The sequence below is a fragment of the Micromonospora sp. NPDC053740 genome (assembly GCF_040677775.1).
In the GTDB taxonomy this organism is placed as follows: domain Bacteria; phylum Actinomycetota; class Actinomycetes; order Mycobacteriales; family Micromonosporaceae; genus Micromonospora; species Micromonospora alfalfae.
On the sequence record NZ_JBFASO010000010.1, the window covers coordinates 101,104 to 114,711 of the forward strand.

Sequence of the window (13,608 nt, forward strand, 5' to 3'; positions counted from 1 at the left end):
GACCAACCGAAACTGCAAGATCGCGGGAGTGCCCGCGGGACGGGGGACGGGCTGATGCCGCAGGGACAGCCGAGTTCGGTGCCTGTTGACGGGTTGACGACCCGGCAGCGGCGGCACCGGCCACTGCTGATCGTCCATACCGGACAGATGAAGGGGAAGTCGACGGCGGCCTTCGGGCTGGCGTTGCGGGCCTGGACCGCCGGGTTGCCGGTCGGGGTGTTCCAGTTCGTCAAGAGCGCCAAGTGGCGGGTGGGGGAGGAGAACGCCTTCCGGGCGCTCGGCGAGGTGCACGAGCGCACCGGCCAGGGCGCGCCGGTGGCCTGGCACAAGATGGGCGAGGGCTGGTCCTGGATCCAGCGCGGCAGCGACGCCGACCACGCCGCCGACGCCCTGGAAGGGTGGCGGCAGATCCAGCGTGACCTGGCCGCCGAGCGATACGGGCTGTACGTGCTGGACGAGTTCACCTACCCGATGAAGTGGGGCTGGGTGGACGTCGACGAGGTGGTCGCCACCCTGGCCGACCGCCCCGGCTTCCAACACGTCGTGATCACCGGTCGGGACGCCGACCCGCGCCTGGTCGCCGCCGCCGACCTGGTCGCCGAGCTGACCAAGGTCAAGCACCCGATGGACGCCGGCCAGAAGGGCCAGAAGGGCATCGAGTGGTGACCGCCCCCACCGAACCGTTGTCGCTGCCCCGGCTGGTGGTCGCCGCCCCGGCCAGCGGCCACGGCAAGACCACTGTGGCCACCGGGCTGCTCGCCGCGCTGCGCCGACGGGGCCTGACGGTCAGCCCGCACAAGGTCGGGCCGGACTACATCGACCCCGGCTACCACGCCCTCGCCGCCGGACGACCCGGGCGCAACCTCGACCCGTTCCTGGTCGGGGCCGACCGGATCGCGCCCCTGCTGCGACACGGCGCGAGCGTCCCCACGCCCGCCGACATCGCCGTGGTCGAGGGCGTCATGGGCCTGCACGACGGTGCCGTGGGCCGCCGCGACTACGCCTCCACCGCACACGTCGCCCGGCTGATCGAGGCGCCCGTGCTGCTGGTGCTGGACACCACGGCGCAGGGCCGCTCGGCCGCCGCGCTCACCCTCGGCATGGCCGCGTTCGACAGGGCGGTACGGATCGGCGGGGTGATCCTCAACCGGGTCGGCTCACCCCGGCACGAGTCGCTGCTGCGCGACGCCCTCGCCGAGGTGGACGTACCGGTGCTCGGGGCGGTGACCCGCGCCGCCGAGGTGGCCGCGCCGGCCCGGCACCTCGGACTGGTGCCGGTCGCCGAGCGGGCACCCGAATCAGTGGCGATCGTCACCGCGCTCGCCGAACTGGTCGAGGCCACAGTGGACCTCGACGCCGTGCTCGACCTGGCCCGGACCGCCCCGCCGCTGACCACCCCGGCGTGGGACCCGGTCGCCGCCGTCGGTGGTCCGGCCGGCGTCGAGCGGCCCCGGATCGCCCTCGCCGGTGGTCCGGCCTTCACCTTCTCGTACGCGGAGACCGCCGAACTGCTCACCGCGGCCGGCGCGGAGGTCATCACAGTCGATCCGCTGCGTGACCCGGCGCTGCCCACCGGCACCCGGGCGGTGGTGATCGGCGGCGGCTTCCCCGAGGCGTACGCCCGGACGCTGGCCGACAACACCGCGCTCCGCGCCGAGCTGGCCGACTTCGACGGGCCGATGGTGGCCGAGTGCGCCGGGCTGCTCTACCTCGGGCGGTCCCTGGACGGCGTACCGATGTGCGGTCGACTGGACCTGACCGCCCGGATGACCGACCGGCTCACCCTCGGCTACCGGGAGGCGGTGGCCGTCACCGACTCCCCGGTGGCGCGCGCTGGCGAGCCGGTACGCGGTCACGAGTTCCACCGCACCACCACCGACCCGGGGCACGGCGACGCGCCGGCGTGGCGCTGGAACGACACCCGGCACGGCTTCGTCGCCGGTCGGGTGCACGCGTCCTACCTGCACACCCACTGGGCGGGCCACCCGGACGCGGCCCGCCGGCTCGTCGAGGCGTGTCGATGAGCGCCGACGTCACGCTCACCGGGGTCGGCGTCGGCCCCGGCGACCCGGAACTGCTCACCGTCAAGGCGGTGCGGCTGCTGCGCGAGGCCGACCTGGTCTTCGTACCCGTGATGGCCGACCGGGTCGCGACCTTCGCGACCGCCGGTCCGACGCCGCCCGGCGCGGACGCCGGGCGGGCCGAGGCGACAGTGCGCTCCCACGTCGCGGCGGACCGGCTGCGCCGGCTGCCGTTCGCGCTTGACGACCGGGGCGGGGTCACCGCGCGCCGGACGGCGGCCTGGGATGACGCCGCCCGGGTGGTGGTCGAGGCGATCGACGCGGGCGCACTGTCCCTCGCGTTCGCCACCATCGGCGACCCCAACGTCTACTCCACCTTCGGTTACCTGGCCCAGAGCGTCCGCGCGCTGCGCCCGGCGGTGCGGGTGGCGACAGTGCCCGGCGTCACCGCCATGCAGGAGCTGGCGGCCCGCAGCGGCACCCCGCTCTGTGAGGGACGTGAACCGCTCACTCTGCTGCCGGCCACCGCGGGCCTGGGGCTCTTCGCCGACGCCCTCGCCGGGCCGGGCACCGTCGTCGCCTACAAGGGCTGGCGGCGGCACCCGGAACTGCTCGCCGAGCTGCGCCGGCAGGGCCGCCTCGCCGACGCCGTGCTCGGACGCAGCCTGGGGCTGCCCGGTGAACACGTCGGACCGGTCGACGACACCGAGCACGACCTGCCGTACCTGTCGACGCTGCTGGTTCCGGCCCGCCGCGAGCACCGAGGAGGAAAGCTGTGACCAGCGACGGCACTGTGTGGTTCGTCGGAGCCGGCCCGGGGGCGGCGGACCTGCTGACCCTGCGGGCCGCCCGGGTCATCGCCGAGGCGGACATCGTGATCTGGGCGGCCAGCCTGGTGCACGCCGACGTGCTCGACCACGCCCGCCCCGGCGCGGAGATCGTCGACTCGTCGCAGCTGCCCATCGAGGGGGTGCTGCCGCTCTACCAGCGCGCCGCCGAACAGGGGCTGACAGTGGCCCGGATCCACTCCGGCGACCCGGCGCTGTGGGGCGCGGTACAGGAGCAGCTGGACGTGTGCCGGGCGCTCGGCCTGGCCGTCGAGATCGTGCCCGGGGTGTCGTCGTTCACCGCCGTCGCGGCGATCGTCGGACGGGAGCTGACAGTGCCCGAGGTGGCCCAGTCGGTCATCCTCACCCGCCTCGAAGGCGGCAAGACCCCGATGCCGCCCGGCGAGCGGGTCCGCGACTTCGCCCGGCACGGCACCACCATGGCGCTGTTCCTCTCCGCCGCCCGCTCCGGGCAGGTGCAAGCCGAACTGCTGGCCGGCGGCTACCCGGAGGACACCCCGGCCGTGGTGGCCTACCAGGCGACCTGGCCCGACGAACTCGTGGTGCGCTGCACGGTCGGCACCCTGGAGGCGACTGTCAAGCAGCACAAGCTGTGGAAGCACACCCTCTTCCTGGTCGGGCCGGCCCTCGCCGCCGAGGGCACCCGCTCGCACCTCTACCACCCGGGGCACTTCCACACCTTCCGGCGGGCCGAGCCGGCCGCCCGCGCCGAGCTGCGCCGCCAGGCCGGCGCCCGCACCGGGGGGACAGCCACACCGGGGCAGACACCATGACGTACGCCGAGCCGCCGCTGCGCGAGCCGGACCTGCCGCGTACCGCGAAGGTCCGGCCCACAGCACTGCGCACCGGCTGGACCACCGGCGCGTGCGCGACGGCGGCGGCCAAGGCCGCCCTCACCGCGCTGGTCACCGGCACCAGCCAGCAGGAGGTGGAGATCGGCCTGCCCGCCGGACGCCGGGTGCGCTTCCCGGTGGAGCGCTGCGAGGTGACCGGCACCCCACCGGTCCGGGCCGAGGCGGTGGTGGTCAAGGACGCCGGGGACGACCCCGACGTCACCCACGGTGCCGAGCTGACCGCCACCGTGGACTGGACCGACGTGCCCGGCCTGCGGCTGGCCGGTGGCGCCGGCGTCGGCACCGTCACCAAGCCCGGCCTCGGGCTGGCGGTCGGCGGTCCGGCGATCAACGACACCCCCCGCCGGATGATCGGCGAGGCGGTGGCCGAGGTGGTCGACCTCAGCGAGGTCGGAGTCCGGGTGGTGATCAGCGTGCCCCGGGGCGAGATCATGGCCCGCAAGACCACCAACCGTCGGCTCGGCATCCTCGGCGGCATCTCGATCCTCGGCACCACCGGGATCGTCCGCCCGTTCTCCACCGCGTCGTGGCGCGCCAGCGTCGTCCAGGCCGTGCACGTGATGGCCGCCCAGGGCGAACCGACGGTGGTGCTCTGCACCGGCGGGCGTACCGAGCGGGCCGCCCGCGCGCTCCTGCCCGACCTGCCCGAGGTCTGCTTCGTCGAGGTCGGCGACTTCACCGGGGCCGCGGTGACCGCCGCAGTGGGTGACGCCATGACCGGCGTGGTCTTCGTCGGCATGGCCGGCAAGCTCGCCAAACTCGCCGCCGGCATCCTGATGACCCACTACACCCGCTCGAAGGTGGACCTTTCCCTGCTCGGCGCGGTGACCGCCGAGGCCGGCGGCGACCCGTCGCTCGTCGCCGCCGTGACCGAGGCGAACACCGGGCGGCACGCGTACGAGCTGTGGGAGGCCGCCGGGCTGCTCGCCCCTGCCGGCGACCTGCTCTGCCAGCGGGTCCGCCAGGTGCTGCGGCGCTTCGCCGGACCAACTGTGACAGTGGACGTGGCGATGGTCGACTTCGCCGGAGCGCACGTCGTCGCCTCGTCCGGCCGGTGGCCCCGATGACGCTGATGACGCCGGAACCCCCGATGACCGCCGTGACAGTGGTCGGCCTGGACGCGGCGGGCGCACCGCCGCACCCCGCGCTCGCCCCGGCGCTGGCCACCGCCGGGCTGCTGGTCGGGGCCGCCCGGCACCTGGCCGTGGTGCCCGTACCGGTCGGGGCGGACACCGTCACCCTCGGGCCGCTCGCCCCCGCCCTGCGCCGCCTCGCCGAGGCCGTCGACGCCGGGGTGCCGGCAGTGGTGCTGGCCAGCGGCGACCCCGGCCTGTTCGGCATCGTCCGGCGGCTGCGCGCGGCCGGGCTGCCGCTGCGGGTGGTACCGGCGGTGTCCAGTGTGGCCGCCGCGTTCGCCCGCGCCGGGCTGCCCTGGGACGGTGCCGCAGTGGTCACCGCCCACGGGCGCGACCCCCGAGCCGCAGTGAACGCCTGCCGGGCGCTGCCACTGGTCGCGGTGCTCACCGCTCCCGGCGCCGGTGCGGCCGAACTGGGCGCCGCCCTGATCGGCTGGTCCCGCCGCCTGCTGGTCGCCGAGCACCTGGGCACCGCCGCCGAACGGATCCGCGCGGTGAGCCCCGAGCAGGCCGCCGTCGAGACGTGGGCCGACCCGCACGTCCTGCTCAGCCTCGCCGACAGCGCACCCGACGGGTCCGCGCCCGCCGACGCCCCGCCCACCACGCCCGCCGACACCCCATCCGAGCGGGGCGCGGGCGGCGGGATGCGCGCCGACAACCAGCCCGCCGCCGCGCCGACCGGTGGCTGGGCGCTGCCGGAGGACCGGTACGCCCACCGCGACTCCATGATCACAAAGTCGGAGGTGCGCGCCCTCGTCGTCGCCCGGCTGCGCCCCCGACTCGGCCGGCTGATCTGGGACATCGGGGCGGGCAGCGGCTCGGTCGGCATCGAGTGCGCGCTGCTCGGCGCGGCCGTGCTCGCCGTCGAGCAGGACACCGACGCCGGTGCCACCATCAGCGCCAACGCCGCCGCGCACGCAGTGCACGTCCGGCTGGTCACCGGACGTGCCCCGGCGGCGCTGACCGACCTCCCCGAGCCCGACGCGGTCTTCGTCGGCGGTGGCGGTGTCGACGTCCTCACCGCCGTGGTGGCCCGCCAACCCGAGCGGGTGGTGCTCACCCTCGCCGCACTGGACCGGGTCGCACCGGCAGTGGGTCTGCTGCGCGCCGCCGGCTACACGGTCGAGGGCAGCCAGCTCTCCGCCGCCCGCCTCGCCGACCTGCCCGGCGGGTCGATCCGCCTCGCGGCCACCAACCCGGTGGTCGTCCTCACCGGGGAGCGCCAGTGACCGACCAGAACCCACCCGCCCGGATCGGCCTGGTGGCGGCCACCGCCGCCGGCCGCCGACACGCCGACACAGTGACCGCCGCCTGGCCACACGCCCGGCTGGTCCAAGGGCAGAGCGTCGCCGACGCGCTGCGAACCGCCTGGGCCGAATGCGACGCCGTCATCGCGTTCCTGGCCACCGGGGCGGTGGTGCGGATCGTCGCGCCGCTGCTCGACGACAAGCGCACCGACCCTGCGGTGGTGGTCGTCGACGAGGCGGCCCGGCACGCAGTGGCACTGCTCGGCGGACACGCCGGCGGGGGCAACGCCCTCGCCGAGCAGGTCGCCGCCCTGCTGGACGCCCGACCGGTGATCACCACCGCCACCGACGCTGTCGACCTGCCGGGGCTGGACACCCTCGGCTGGCCCGTCCAGGGCGCGGTAGCCGCCGTGTCGCGGGCCATCCTGGACGGCGAGCCGGTCCAGCTGATCGCCGACGCCGACTGGCCACTGCCCGCTCTACCCCCGAACGTGCGCGCCGCCGACGAACACCCGACCGACGACGGGTACCGGCTGCTGGTCACCGACCGGGTCGTGTCACCCGACGAGCGAACCGCAGTGCTGCGGCCGCCGTCGCTGGTCGTCGGCGTTGGCGCGAGTCGGGGCGTACCCGCCGCCGAGGTGGCGGAGCTGCTGCACCGGGTGCTGGCCGAGGCCGGCCTCGACCCGGCGAGCCTGCGCTGCCTGGCCACCGCCGACATCAAAGCCGACGAGGCGGGCATCCGCAGCACCGTCGACGCGCTCGGCGTACCCCTGGTGACCTGGCCGGCGACGCGGCTGGCGGCGGTCGACGTGCCGCACCCCAGCGAGGTGGTCCGGGCCGCTGTCGGCACACCGAGCGTGGCGGAGGCCGCGGCCCTGCTCGGCCCGGACGGCCGGGCCGACGACGCGACGCTGCTGGTGGGCAAGACCGCGACGGCGATGGCCACCGTCGCGGTGGCCCGGCACGCCCCACGCGGCCGGCTGGCCGTCGTCGGCCTCGGGCCGGGCGCCGCCGACCTGCGCACCCCCCGCGCGGTGGCCGAGCTACGTCGCGCCGCCGTGGTGGTCGGCCTCGACCAGTACCTGGAGCAGGTCCGCGACGTGCTCCGCCCCGGCACCCGGGTGCTCTCCAGCGGGTTGGGCGCAGAGGAGGCGCGGGCCCGTGCCGCCGTCGCCGAGGCCGCCGCCGGCCGGGCGGTCGCGCTGATCGGCTCCGGCGACGCCGGGGTGTACGCAATGGCTAGCCCCGCCCTGGAATACGCCGACGAGCGGATCGACGTGGTCGGCGTGCCCGGCGTCACCGCCGCCCTCGCCGCCGGGGCGCTGCTCGGCGCGCCGCTCGGCCACGACCACGCCTACGTGAGCCTGTCCGATCTGCACACCCCGTGGGACGTCATCGAGCGGCGGGTGACCGCCGCCGCCGAGGGCGACTTCGTGACGCTCTTCTACAACCCGCGCAGCCGGGCCCGCGACTGGCAGCTCGGCAAGGCGCTCGGCATCCTCGCCGCGCACCGGTCACCGGAAACCCCGGTGGGCGTGGTGCGCAACGCCAGCCGCCCCGGCGAACGGGTGCACCTCGCCACAGTGGCCACACTCGACCCGGCCATCGTCGACATGTACAGCGTCGTGGTCGTCGGCAGCAGCGACACGCGGCTGGTCGCCGGCCGGATGGTCACACCCCGGGGGTACCGGTGGCGTTCGTGACGATAGACGCCTGCCAGGGCTGCGGCGCCTGCCTGCTCACCTGCCCCACCCACGCGATCCGACCGGTCGCCGGTGGCCTGACGGTCCGATCCGACCGGTGCACCGGCTGCCTGGAGTGCCTGGAGATCTGCCCGGTCGACGCTATCCGCGTCGTCGAGCCCGACCCCTGTGAAGGAGCCCGATGAGCCGGGTCGTGCACCCCATCGAGGCCGAGTCGTACCGCATCCTGCGCGAGCGCGTCGACCTGTCGCACCTGCCGCCGCTGACCCGCGCGGTGACCGAGCGGGTGGTGCACGCCAGCGCCGACCTCGCGTACGTCGACGAACTGGTCTGCGACGAGGCCGCCCTGGAGGCGGGGCTGACGGCGCTGCGCGCCGGGGCGCCAGTGGTCACCGACGTGGCGATGGTCGCGGCCGGCATCACCCGGGCCGGCCTGGAACTGGTCTGCCCGGTCGCCGAGCCGGCCGCCGCCGCGCTGGGCCGCTCGGCCGGGATCACCCGCTCGGCGGCGGCCGTGCGGATCGCACTGGAGCGGGTCGGGCCCGCAGCGGTCTGGGTGGTCGGCTGCGCGCCCACCGCGCTTGTCGAACTGCTCGCCCTGGACGCCGCACCGGCGCTCGTGGTCGGCCTGCCGGTCGGCTTCGTGGGCGCCGCCGAGTCGAAGGCGGCGCTGCGGGCCAGTGGCCTGCCCGCCGTGTCCAACGTGGGGGAGAAGGGCGGCTCGGCGGTCGCCGCAGCCGCCCTCAACGCCCTGCTCTACGTCGAGGAGAAGTCATGACCGGGTTGGTCATCGTCGGGCACGGTACGCGCAGCGCGGCCGGGGTCGAACAGTTCGCCGCTCTCGTCGAGCGGGTCCGCGGTCGCGGTGACATCGGCGACGTCGAGGGCGGCTTCATCGAGCTGTCCCGCCCACCGCTGACCGACGCGGTCGGCGCTCTCGTCGCCCGGGGGCACCGGGCGCTGGTGGCGCTGCCGCTGGTGCTCACCGGCGCCGGTCACGGCAAGGGCGACATCCCCGCCGCGATGGCCCGGGAGCAGCAGCGCCATCCCGGGCTGAGCTACCGCTACGGCCGTCCGCTCGGCCCCCACCCGCTGCTGCACACCGCCCTCGAAGAGCGCGTCGACGCGGCGCTGGCCGGTGCCGACCGGGCCGATACGGAGCTGGCGGGCGCCGACCGGGCCGACACGTGGGTGGCGTTGATCGGGCGGGGGTCCACCGACCCGGACGCCAACGCCGAGGTCGCCAAGGTCGCCCGGCTGCTCTGGGAGGGACGCGGCTACGCGGGCGTGGAACCGGGGTTCATCTCCCTGGCGCAGCCGTCGGTGCCGGCCGTGCTGGAGCGGCTGCGCCGCCTCGGCGCGCGGCGGATCGTAGTGGCGCCGTACTTCCTGTTCGCCGGGGTGCTACCGGACCGGATCGTCGCCCAGTCGGCGGAGTTCGCCGCCGCCCACCCCGACCTGGACGTCCGGGTCGCCGAGGTGATCGGTGACTGTGACGCCCTCGCCGACCTCGTCTCGGAGCGGTACGCCGAGGCGCTGGGCGGGGACATCCGGATGAACTGCGACACCTGCGCGTACCGGGTGCTGATGCCCGGCTTCGCGGACAAGGTGGGTCGTCCGCAACGCCCGCACGACCACCCCGACGACCCGGTCGGCCATCACCACCACCACGGGCACCACCACCACGACCACGGGCACGACCACGGCTCGGTCGCCGTGGTCGGTGGCGGGCCGGGGCCCGACGACCTGATCACGGTACGCGGCAAGGCGCTGCTCGACGCGGCGGACGTCGTTGTGGTCGACCGACTCGCCCCGCAGGGGCTGCTCGCCGGGCTGCGCCCCGACGTGCTGGTGGTCGACGCCGCGAAGGTGCCCCGTGGCCCGTCGATGGCCCAGGAGACGATCAACGAGGCCCTGGTGTCGCACGCCCGCGCCGGTCGTCGGGTGGTCCGGCTCAAGGGTGGTGACCCGTACGTCTTCGGGCGCGGCCACGAGGAGGTGCAGGCGTGCGCGGCGGCCGGCGTGCCGGTGACCGTGGTGCCCGGGGTGAGCAGCGCGCTCGCCGCACCGGCCCTCGCCGGCGTGCCGGTGACGCACCGGGGCGTGGCGCACGACGTCACTGTCGTGTCCGGGCATCTGCCGCCCGGGCACCCGGACTCGCTTGTCGACTGGGCGGCGCTGGCTCGCACCCGGGGCACCGTCGTGCTGTTGATGGCCGTCGACACCATCGCCAAGATCGCGGCTGTGCTGATCGAGCACGGTCGCGCTCCGGAGACGCCGGTGCTGGCCGTGCAGGACGCCGGGCTGCCCGATCAGCGGTCCCTGCCCGCGCGGCTGGACGAGATCGGCGCAGTCACCGCCCGGGAGGGCGTCGGCCCGCCCGCCGTCTTCGTCCTCGGCCCGGTGGTCGCTCTCAGCACCACCGGGCCGACGAGATGACGACTACTCGCTGCGGGCGGTCTCCGGCCCGGTGATGCGTTCCAGCAGCGGCAGGGTGGAGGCGATGACGCCGAGGCAGGCTGCCAACCCGACGACGACGATCACGTAGTAGCCCGGCTGCGGCGCGACGAGGGTGTAGTGCATCTGCGCCCGCAGGAACAGGTGCGCGGCGAGCAGACCCATCCCGATGGCGACGGCGGCGACGGCGAGCATCGGTACGGCGCTCTCCAACGCCACCACCCGACGCAGCACCCGCACCGGAGCGCCGCTGAGCCGCAGCAGGCTGAACGGGCGTCGACGTTCGGTGAGGCCGCCGATGACGCTGACCGCGAGGCTGCACCCGCCGAGCGCGAGGCTGGCGATGATGATGACGTTGGCCAGTTGCTCCCAGCCGCGCAGCGTGTTCGCGAAGTCCGACTCGAAGTCACCCGGCACGTTCGGCCCCACCCAGAAGGTGGGGAAGGCGACCTCCAGCACGGTACGGGTGCGCTCGACGGCGGCGGCGGAGCCGTCGGTGCCGACGACCATCGCCCCGACGGGTAGCCGTTGGAGTTCGTCGATGGTGAGCGACGCGGCGGGCCAGACCGTCGCGGGCGACGCCGACTCCCGCCAGCGGCTGAGGCCGAACGGCACCTCGATGACGCTCGCGCCGTCGGCGCACCGGCCGTACGCGCTCGGAAGGTCGGTGCACGCGATCACCCCGCCCTCGCCGGATTCGGTCACCACCGGGTTCTCGCGGATGGCGGTCGCAGAGCGCACTCCGGGGATCGCCCGCAGCGCGGCGAAGAGCGTGTCGGGCACCGACGCCGTCTGCTCGTCGAAGACCGTGGTCACAGTGCCCGCGTCGGTCGAACCGGTGGGCGCCGGGCCACGGTTGGCGATGATCGTGGTGATCACGCCGACGGACACGCTCGTGACGAAGAGCGCGAGCATGATGCCGCTGATCGCCCGGAAGCCGGCCTTCGGATTGTCGGCGAGGCGTCGCGCGGCGATGAGCGTGGCGGGGCGGTTGGCGTACCGGGCCATCACCCGGGCGCCGACCATCGTCAGCCACGGGCCGGCGACGATCAGGCCGGCCATGATGAGCAGCAGGCCGGGCAGGAACACCGCCGCTTGGCCGTCGGACGTCTCGGGCCGGAAGCCGATGGCGAAGAACAGCACGGCGACGCCGAGCACCATCGGGATCAGCCGGTACGCGCGCGGCGCCCGGGGGGTGACCCGCCGGGTGACGCCCAGCGGCGAGATCCGGACCCGGCGCAGCGAGATCTCGGCGGCCAGCGCCGCGCCGGCCGGGACGCCGAGCGCCACCAGCAGGATGTTCAGCACGCCCAGGGACATGTCACTGGGGAAGAACGGCATGCCGGTGAACGGGATGCCCGCGAGCGGGTCGCGGAAGGCGTAGAACAGGCCGAAGCCGACGGCGGTGCCGGCAACGGCCGCGGCGGCTGCCTCCACCGCGGCGACCATCGAGATCTGCCGGGGGGTCGCGCCGACCAGGCGCATCGCGGCGAAGCGTTGCTCCCGGCGGGCGGCGCTGAGCCGGGTGGCGGTGCCGATGAAGATCAGCACCGGGAACAGCAGCCCACCGGCAATCACGCCCAGGATGAGGTCCACAGTGGTCTCGGGGAGGGCGGGGGTGTCGCCGACGCTGGTGACCTGCTTGGCAGCGGGCAGAGCGGCGACCTGATCGGGGGTGCCGCCCACGATGATGAGCAGGGTGTCCGGCGAGGTCAGCGCGGCCGGACCCACCGTGCCGAGGCTACGCCCCGGGTAGCGGTCGCCCAGTTCGGCGGCCGGGTGGGCGGCCAGCAGATCGCGGAACGCGGGGGAGGCGTAGAACTCCCCGGAGCCGGGGACGGTGGGGACGCCGACCGGGGTCGGTGACGTCGGGCCGGTCGCGGCGACGTCGATGCGGATGATCTGCTTGCCGCGGAAGTAGTCCTGACGGGTCGACCACCACAGCGAGTCGGCGTCGCCGGCCGAGGCGTTGGGATACATCGACGCGTACCGGGTGAGCTGGGCGTTGACGGCGTTGACCCCGGCCAGGGTGGTGAGCAGCAGCCCGCTGCCGATGGCGACGGCGGCGGCTATGACGATTAGGCGGGTGAGCGCCTCGCGCCCACCGGCCACGGCGAGGCGCAGCCCGAAGCGGATCACGAGGCGATCCGGTCCGGCGCGTTCACGCGCCCGTCGCGGACCATGACCTCGCGGTCGGCGTACGCCGCGATCCTCGGCTCGTGGGTGACCAGGATGACAGTGGTGCCCTGCTCGCGGGCGGCGCCGACCAGCAGATCCATCACCTGCTCGCCGGTGAGCGAGTCGAGCGCGCCGGTCGGCTCGTCGGCGAAGAGCACCTGCGGCTCGGCGACCAGGCCGCGGGCCAGGGCGACGCGTTGCGCCTGCCCGCCGGAGAGCTCACCCGAGCGCCGCTGCTCCAGGCCGTCCAGCCCGAGGCGCGTGAACCAGGCTTGCGCCCTGGGTAGTGCCTGTTTGCGGTGTACGCCGCTGAGCAGCAGCGGCAGCGCGACGTTCTCCACAGCGGTCAGCTCGGGGACGAGTTGACCGAACTGGAACACGAAACCGAACCGGTCCCGGCGCAGGCTGCTGCGTTCGGTCTCGGCCATGGCGTGCACCTTGGTCCCGTCGAAGAGGATCTCGCCGGAGTCGGGCACCAGGATGCCGGCCAGGCAGTGCAGCAGGGTGGACTTGCCTGAGCCGCTGGGGCCCATGACGGCGACGATCTCGCCCGCGTCCACGGCGAGGCTGGCGCCGCGCAGGGCGGGGGTCTGGCCGAAGGAGAACTCCACGTCACGCGCTTCGATCACGACGCTCACCGCCGCACCTCTTTCCGCAGGGCGTCCAGTCGGGCGCCGGTCATCTCGATCCACCGGAGGTCCGCCTCCAGGTGGTAGAGGCCGTGGTCGGCGAGCAGCGCGTCGACAAGGCTGCCGGCGCGCTTGATCTCGGTCAGCTCACGCATCCGGTGCAGGTGGGCGCTGCGCTGGGTGTCGAGGTATTCGGCGGCCGGGCGGTCCAGCATCAGCGCGAGCACGACCTTGGCGAAGAGCACCGTCTGCAGGTGCGGTTCCGGGTCGACCGGTTGGGTCAGCCACTGCTCGACCTCGGTCGCGCCGACGTCGGTGATGATGTAGCGCTTGCGGTCGGGGCCGGAGCCGGGGGCGACGTCGCTGATCACCACCTTGCCGTCGCGGGCCAGTCGGCTGAGGGTGGAGTAGACCTGGCCGAAGGGCAGTGGCTTGCCCCGGCCGAAGAAGGAGTCGTAGTCACGCTTCAGGTCGTAGCCGTGGCTGGGCTCGCGTTCGAGGAGTCCGAGAAGGGTCAGTGGCACGCTCATGC

13 protein-coding genes are annotated in these 13,608 nt (G+C 74.7%); 10 read left to right on the top strand and 3 right to left on the bottom strand.

Annotation, left to right across the window (positions count from 1 at the left end; translation table 11 throughout):
* Positions 1–54 precede the first annotated feature (54 nt).
* Genes cobO through cobA form a run of 10 tightly spaced genes read left to right on the top strand, consistent with a single transcriptional unit; the run spans position 55 to position 10,251 of the window.
* Positions 55–666 (top strand): cob(I)yrinic acid a,c-diamide adenosyltransferase, encoded by a 612-nt coding sequence (gene cobO / locus AB0K35_RS24930; protein WP_238670664.1) that lies wholly within the window; start codon positions 55–57, stop codon positions 664–666.
* Positions 663–2,024 carry a cobyrinate a,c-diamide synthase gene (locus AB0K35_RS24935; protein ID WP_238670665.1) on the top strand — a complete coding sequence of 454 codons (1,362 nt, stop codon included), beginning with the start codon at positions 663–665 and terminating at the stop codon, positions 2,022–2,024. The genes cobO and AB0K35_RS24935 overlap by 4 nt, the downstream gene beginning before the upstream one ends.
* The gene (gene cobI, locus AB0K35_RS24940) at positions 2,021–2,800 is read left to right on the top strand and encodes a precorrin-2 C(20)-methyltransferase (RefSeq protein WP_363887994.1); all 780 of its coding nucleotides are present in this window, start codon (positions 2,021–2,023) and stop codon (positions 2,798–2,800) included. Before AB0K35_RS24935 ends, cobI begins: the two co-directional genes overlap by 4 nt.
* Positions 2,797–3,642, top strand: coding sequence for a precorrin-4 C(11)-methyltransferase (cobM, locus tag AB0K35_RS24945; protein WP_238670667.1), 846 nt, complete (start codon positions 2,797–2,799; stop codon positions 3,640–3,642). The genes cobI and cobM overlap by 4 nt, the downstream gene beginning before the upstream one ends.
* Entirely contained in the window at positions 3,639–4,790 is a 1,152-nt protein-coding gene (locus AB0K35_RS24950; protein WP_238670668.1) for a cobalt-precorrin-5B (C(1))-methyltransferase, read from the top strand. Before cobM ends, AB0K35_RS24950 begins: the two co-directional genes overlap by 4 nt.
* On the top strand, positions 4,787–6,088 hold the full coding sequence (gene cbiE / locus AB0K35_RS24955; protein WP_363887998.1) for a precorrin-6y C5,15-methyltransferase (decarboxylating) subunit CbiE: 1,302 nt from the start codon (positions 4,787–4,789) through the stop codon (positions 6,086–6,088). Before AB0K35_RS24950 ends, cbiE begins: the two co-directional genes overlap by 4 nt.
* Entirely contained in the window at positions 6,085–7,812 is a 1,728-nt protein-coding gene (gene cobJ, locus AB0K35_RS24960) for a precorrin-3B C(17)-methyltransferase (RefSeq protein ID WP_238670669.1), read from the top strand. Before cbiE ends, cobJ begins: the two co-directional genes overlap by 4 nt.
* Entirely contained in the window at positions 7,800–7,997 is a 198-nt protein-coding gene (locus AB0K35_RS24965; protein WP_238670670.1) for a 4Fe-4S binding protein, read from the top strand. The genes cobJ and AB0K35_RS24965 overlap by 13 nt, the downstream gene beginning before the upstream one ends.
* The gene (locus tag AB0K35_RS24970) at positions 7,994–8,590 is read left to right on the top strand and encodes a precorrin-8X methylmutase (RefSeq protein ID WP_238670671.1); all 597 of its coding nucleotides are present in this window, start codon (positions 7,994–7,996) and stop codon (positions 8,588–8,590) included. Before AB0K35_RS24965 ends, AB0K35_RS24970 begins: the two co-directional genes overlap by 4 nt.
* Positions 8,587–10,251, top strand: a complete 1,665-nt coding sequence (cobA, locus tag AB0K35_RS24975; RefSeq protein WP_363888002.1) for a uroporphyrinogen-III C-methyltransferase — start codon at positions 8,587–8,589, stop codon at positions 10,249–10,251. Before AB0K35_RS24970 ends, cobA begins: the two co-directional genes overlap by 4 nt.
* A gap of 3 nt (positions 10,252–10,254) precedes the next feature.
* Here cobA and AB0K35_RS24980 read toward each other — a convergent pair whose 3' ends face one another.
* The 3 genes from AB0K35_RS24980 to AB0K35_RS24990 are packed head-to-tail and all read right to left on the bottom strand — an operon-like array spanning position 10,255 to position 13,606.
* Complete coding sequence (locus tag AB0K35_RS24980; RefSeq protein ID WP_363888004.1) at positions 10,255–12,408, bottom strand: FtsX-like permease family protein; 2,154 nt, start codon at positions 12,406–12,408, stop codon at positions 10,255–10,257.
* A complete protein-coding gene (locus AB0K35_RS24985; protein ID WP_363888006.1) occupies positions 12,405–13,085 on the bottom strand; it encodes an ABC transporter ATP-binding protein in 681 nt (226 codons plus the stop codon). Before AB0K35_RS24985 ends, AB0K35_RS24980 begins: the two co-directional genes overlap by 4 nt.
* Entirely contained in the window at positions 13,082–13,606 is a 525-nt protein-coding gene (locus AB0K35_RS24990) for a PadR family transcriptional regulator (protein WP_238670675.1), read from the bottom strand. The genes AB0K35_RS24985 and AB0K35_RS24990 overlap by 4 nt, the downstream gene beginning before the upstream one ends.
* Positions 13,607–13,608 lie beyond the last annotated feature (2 nt).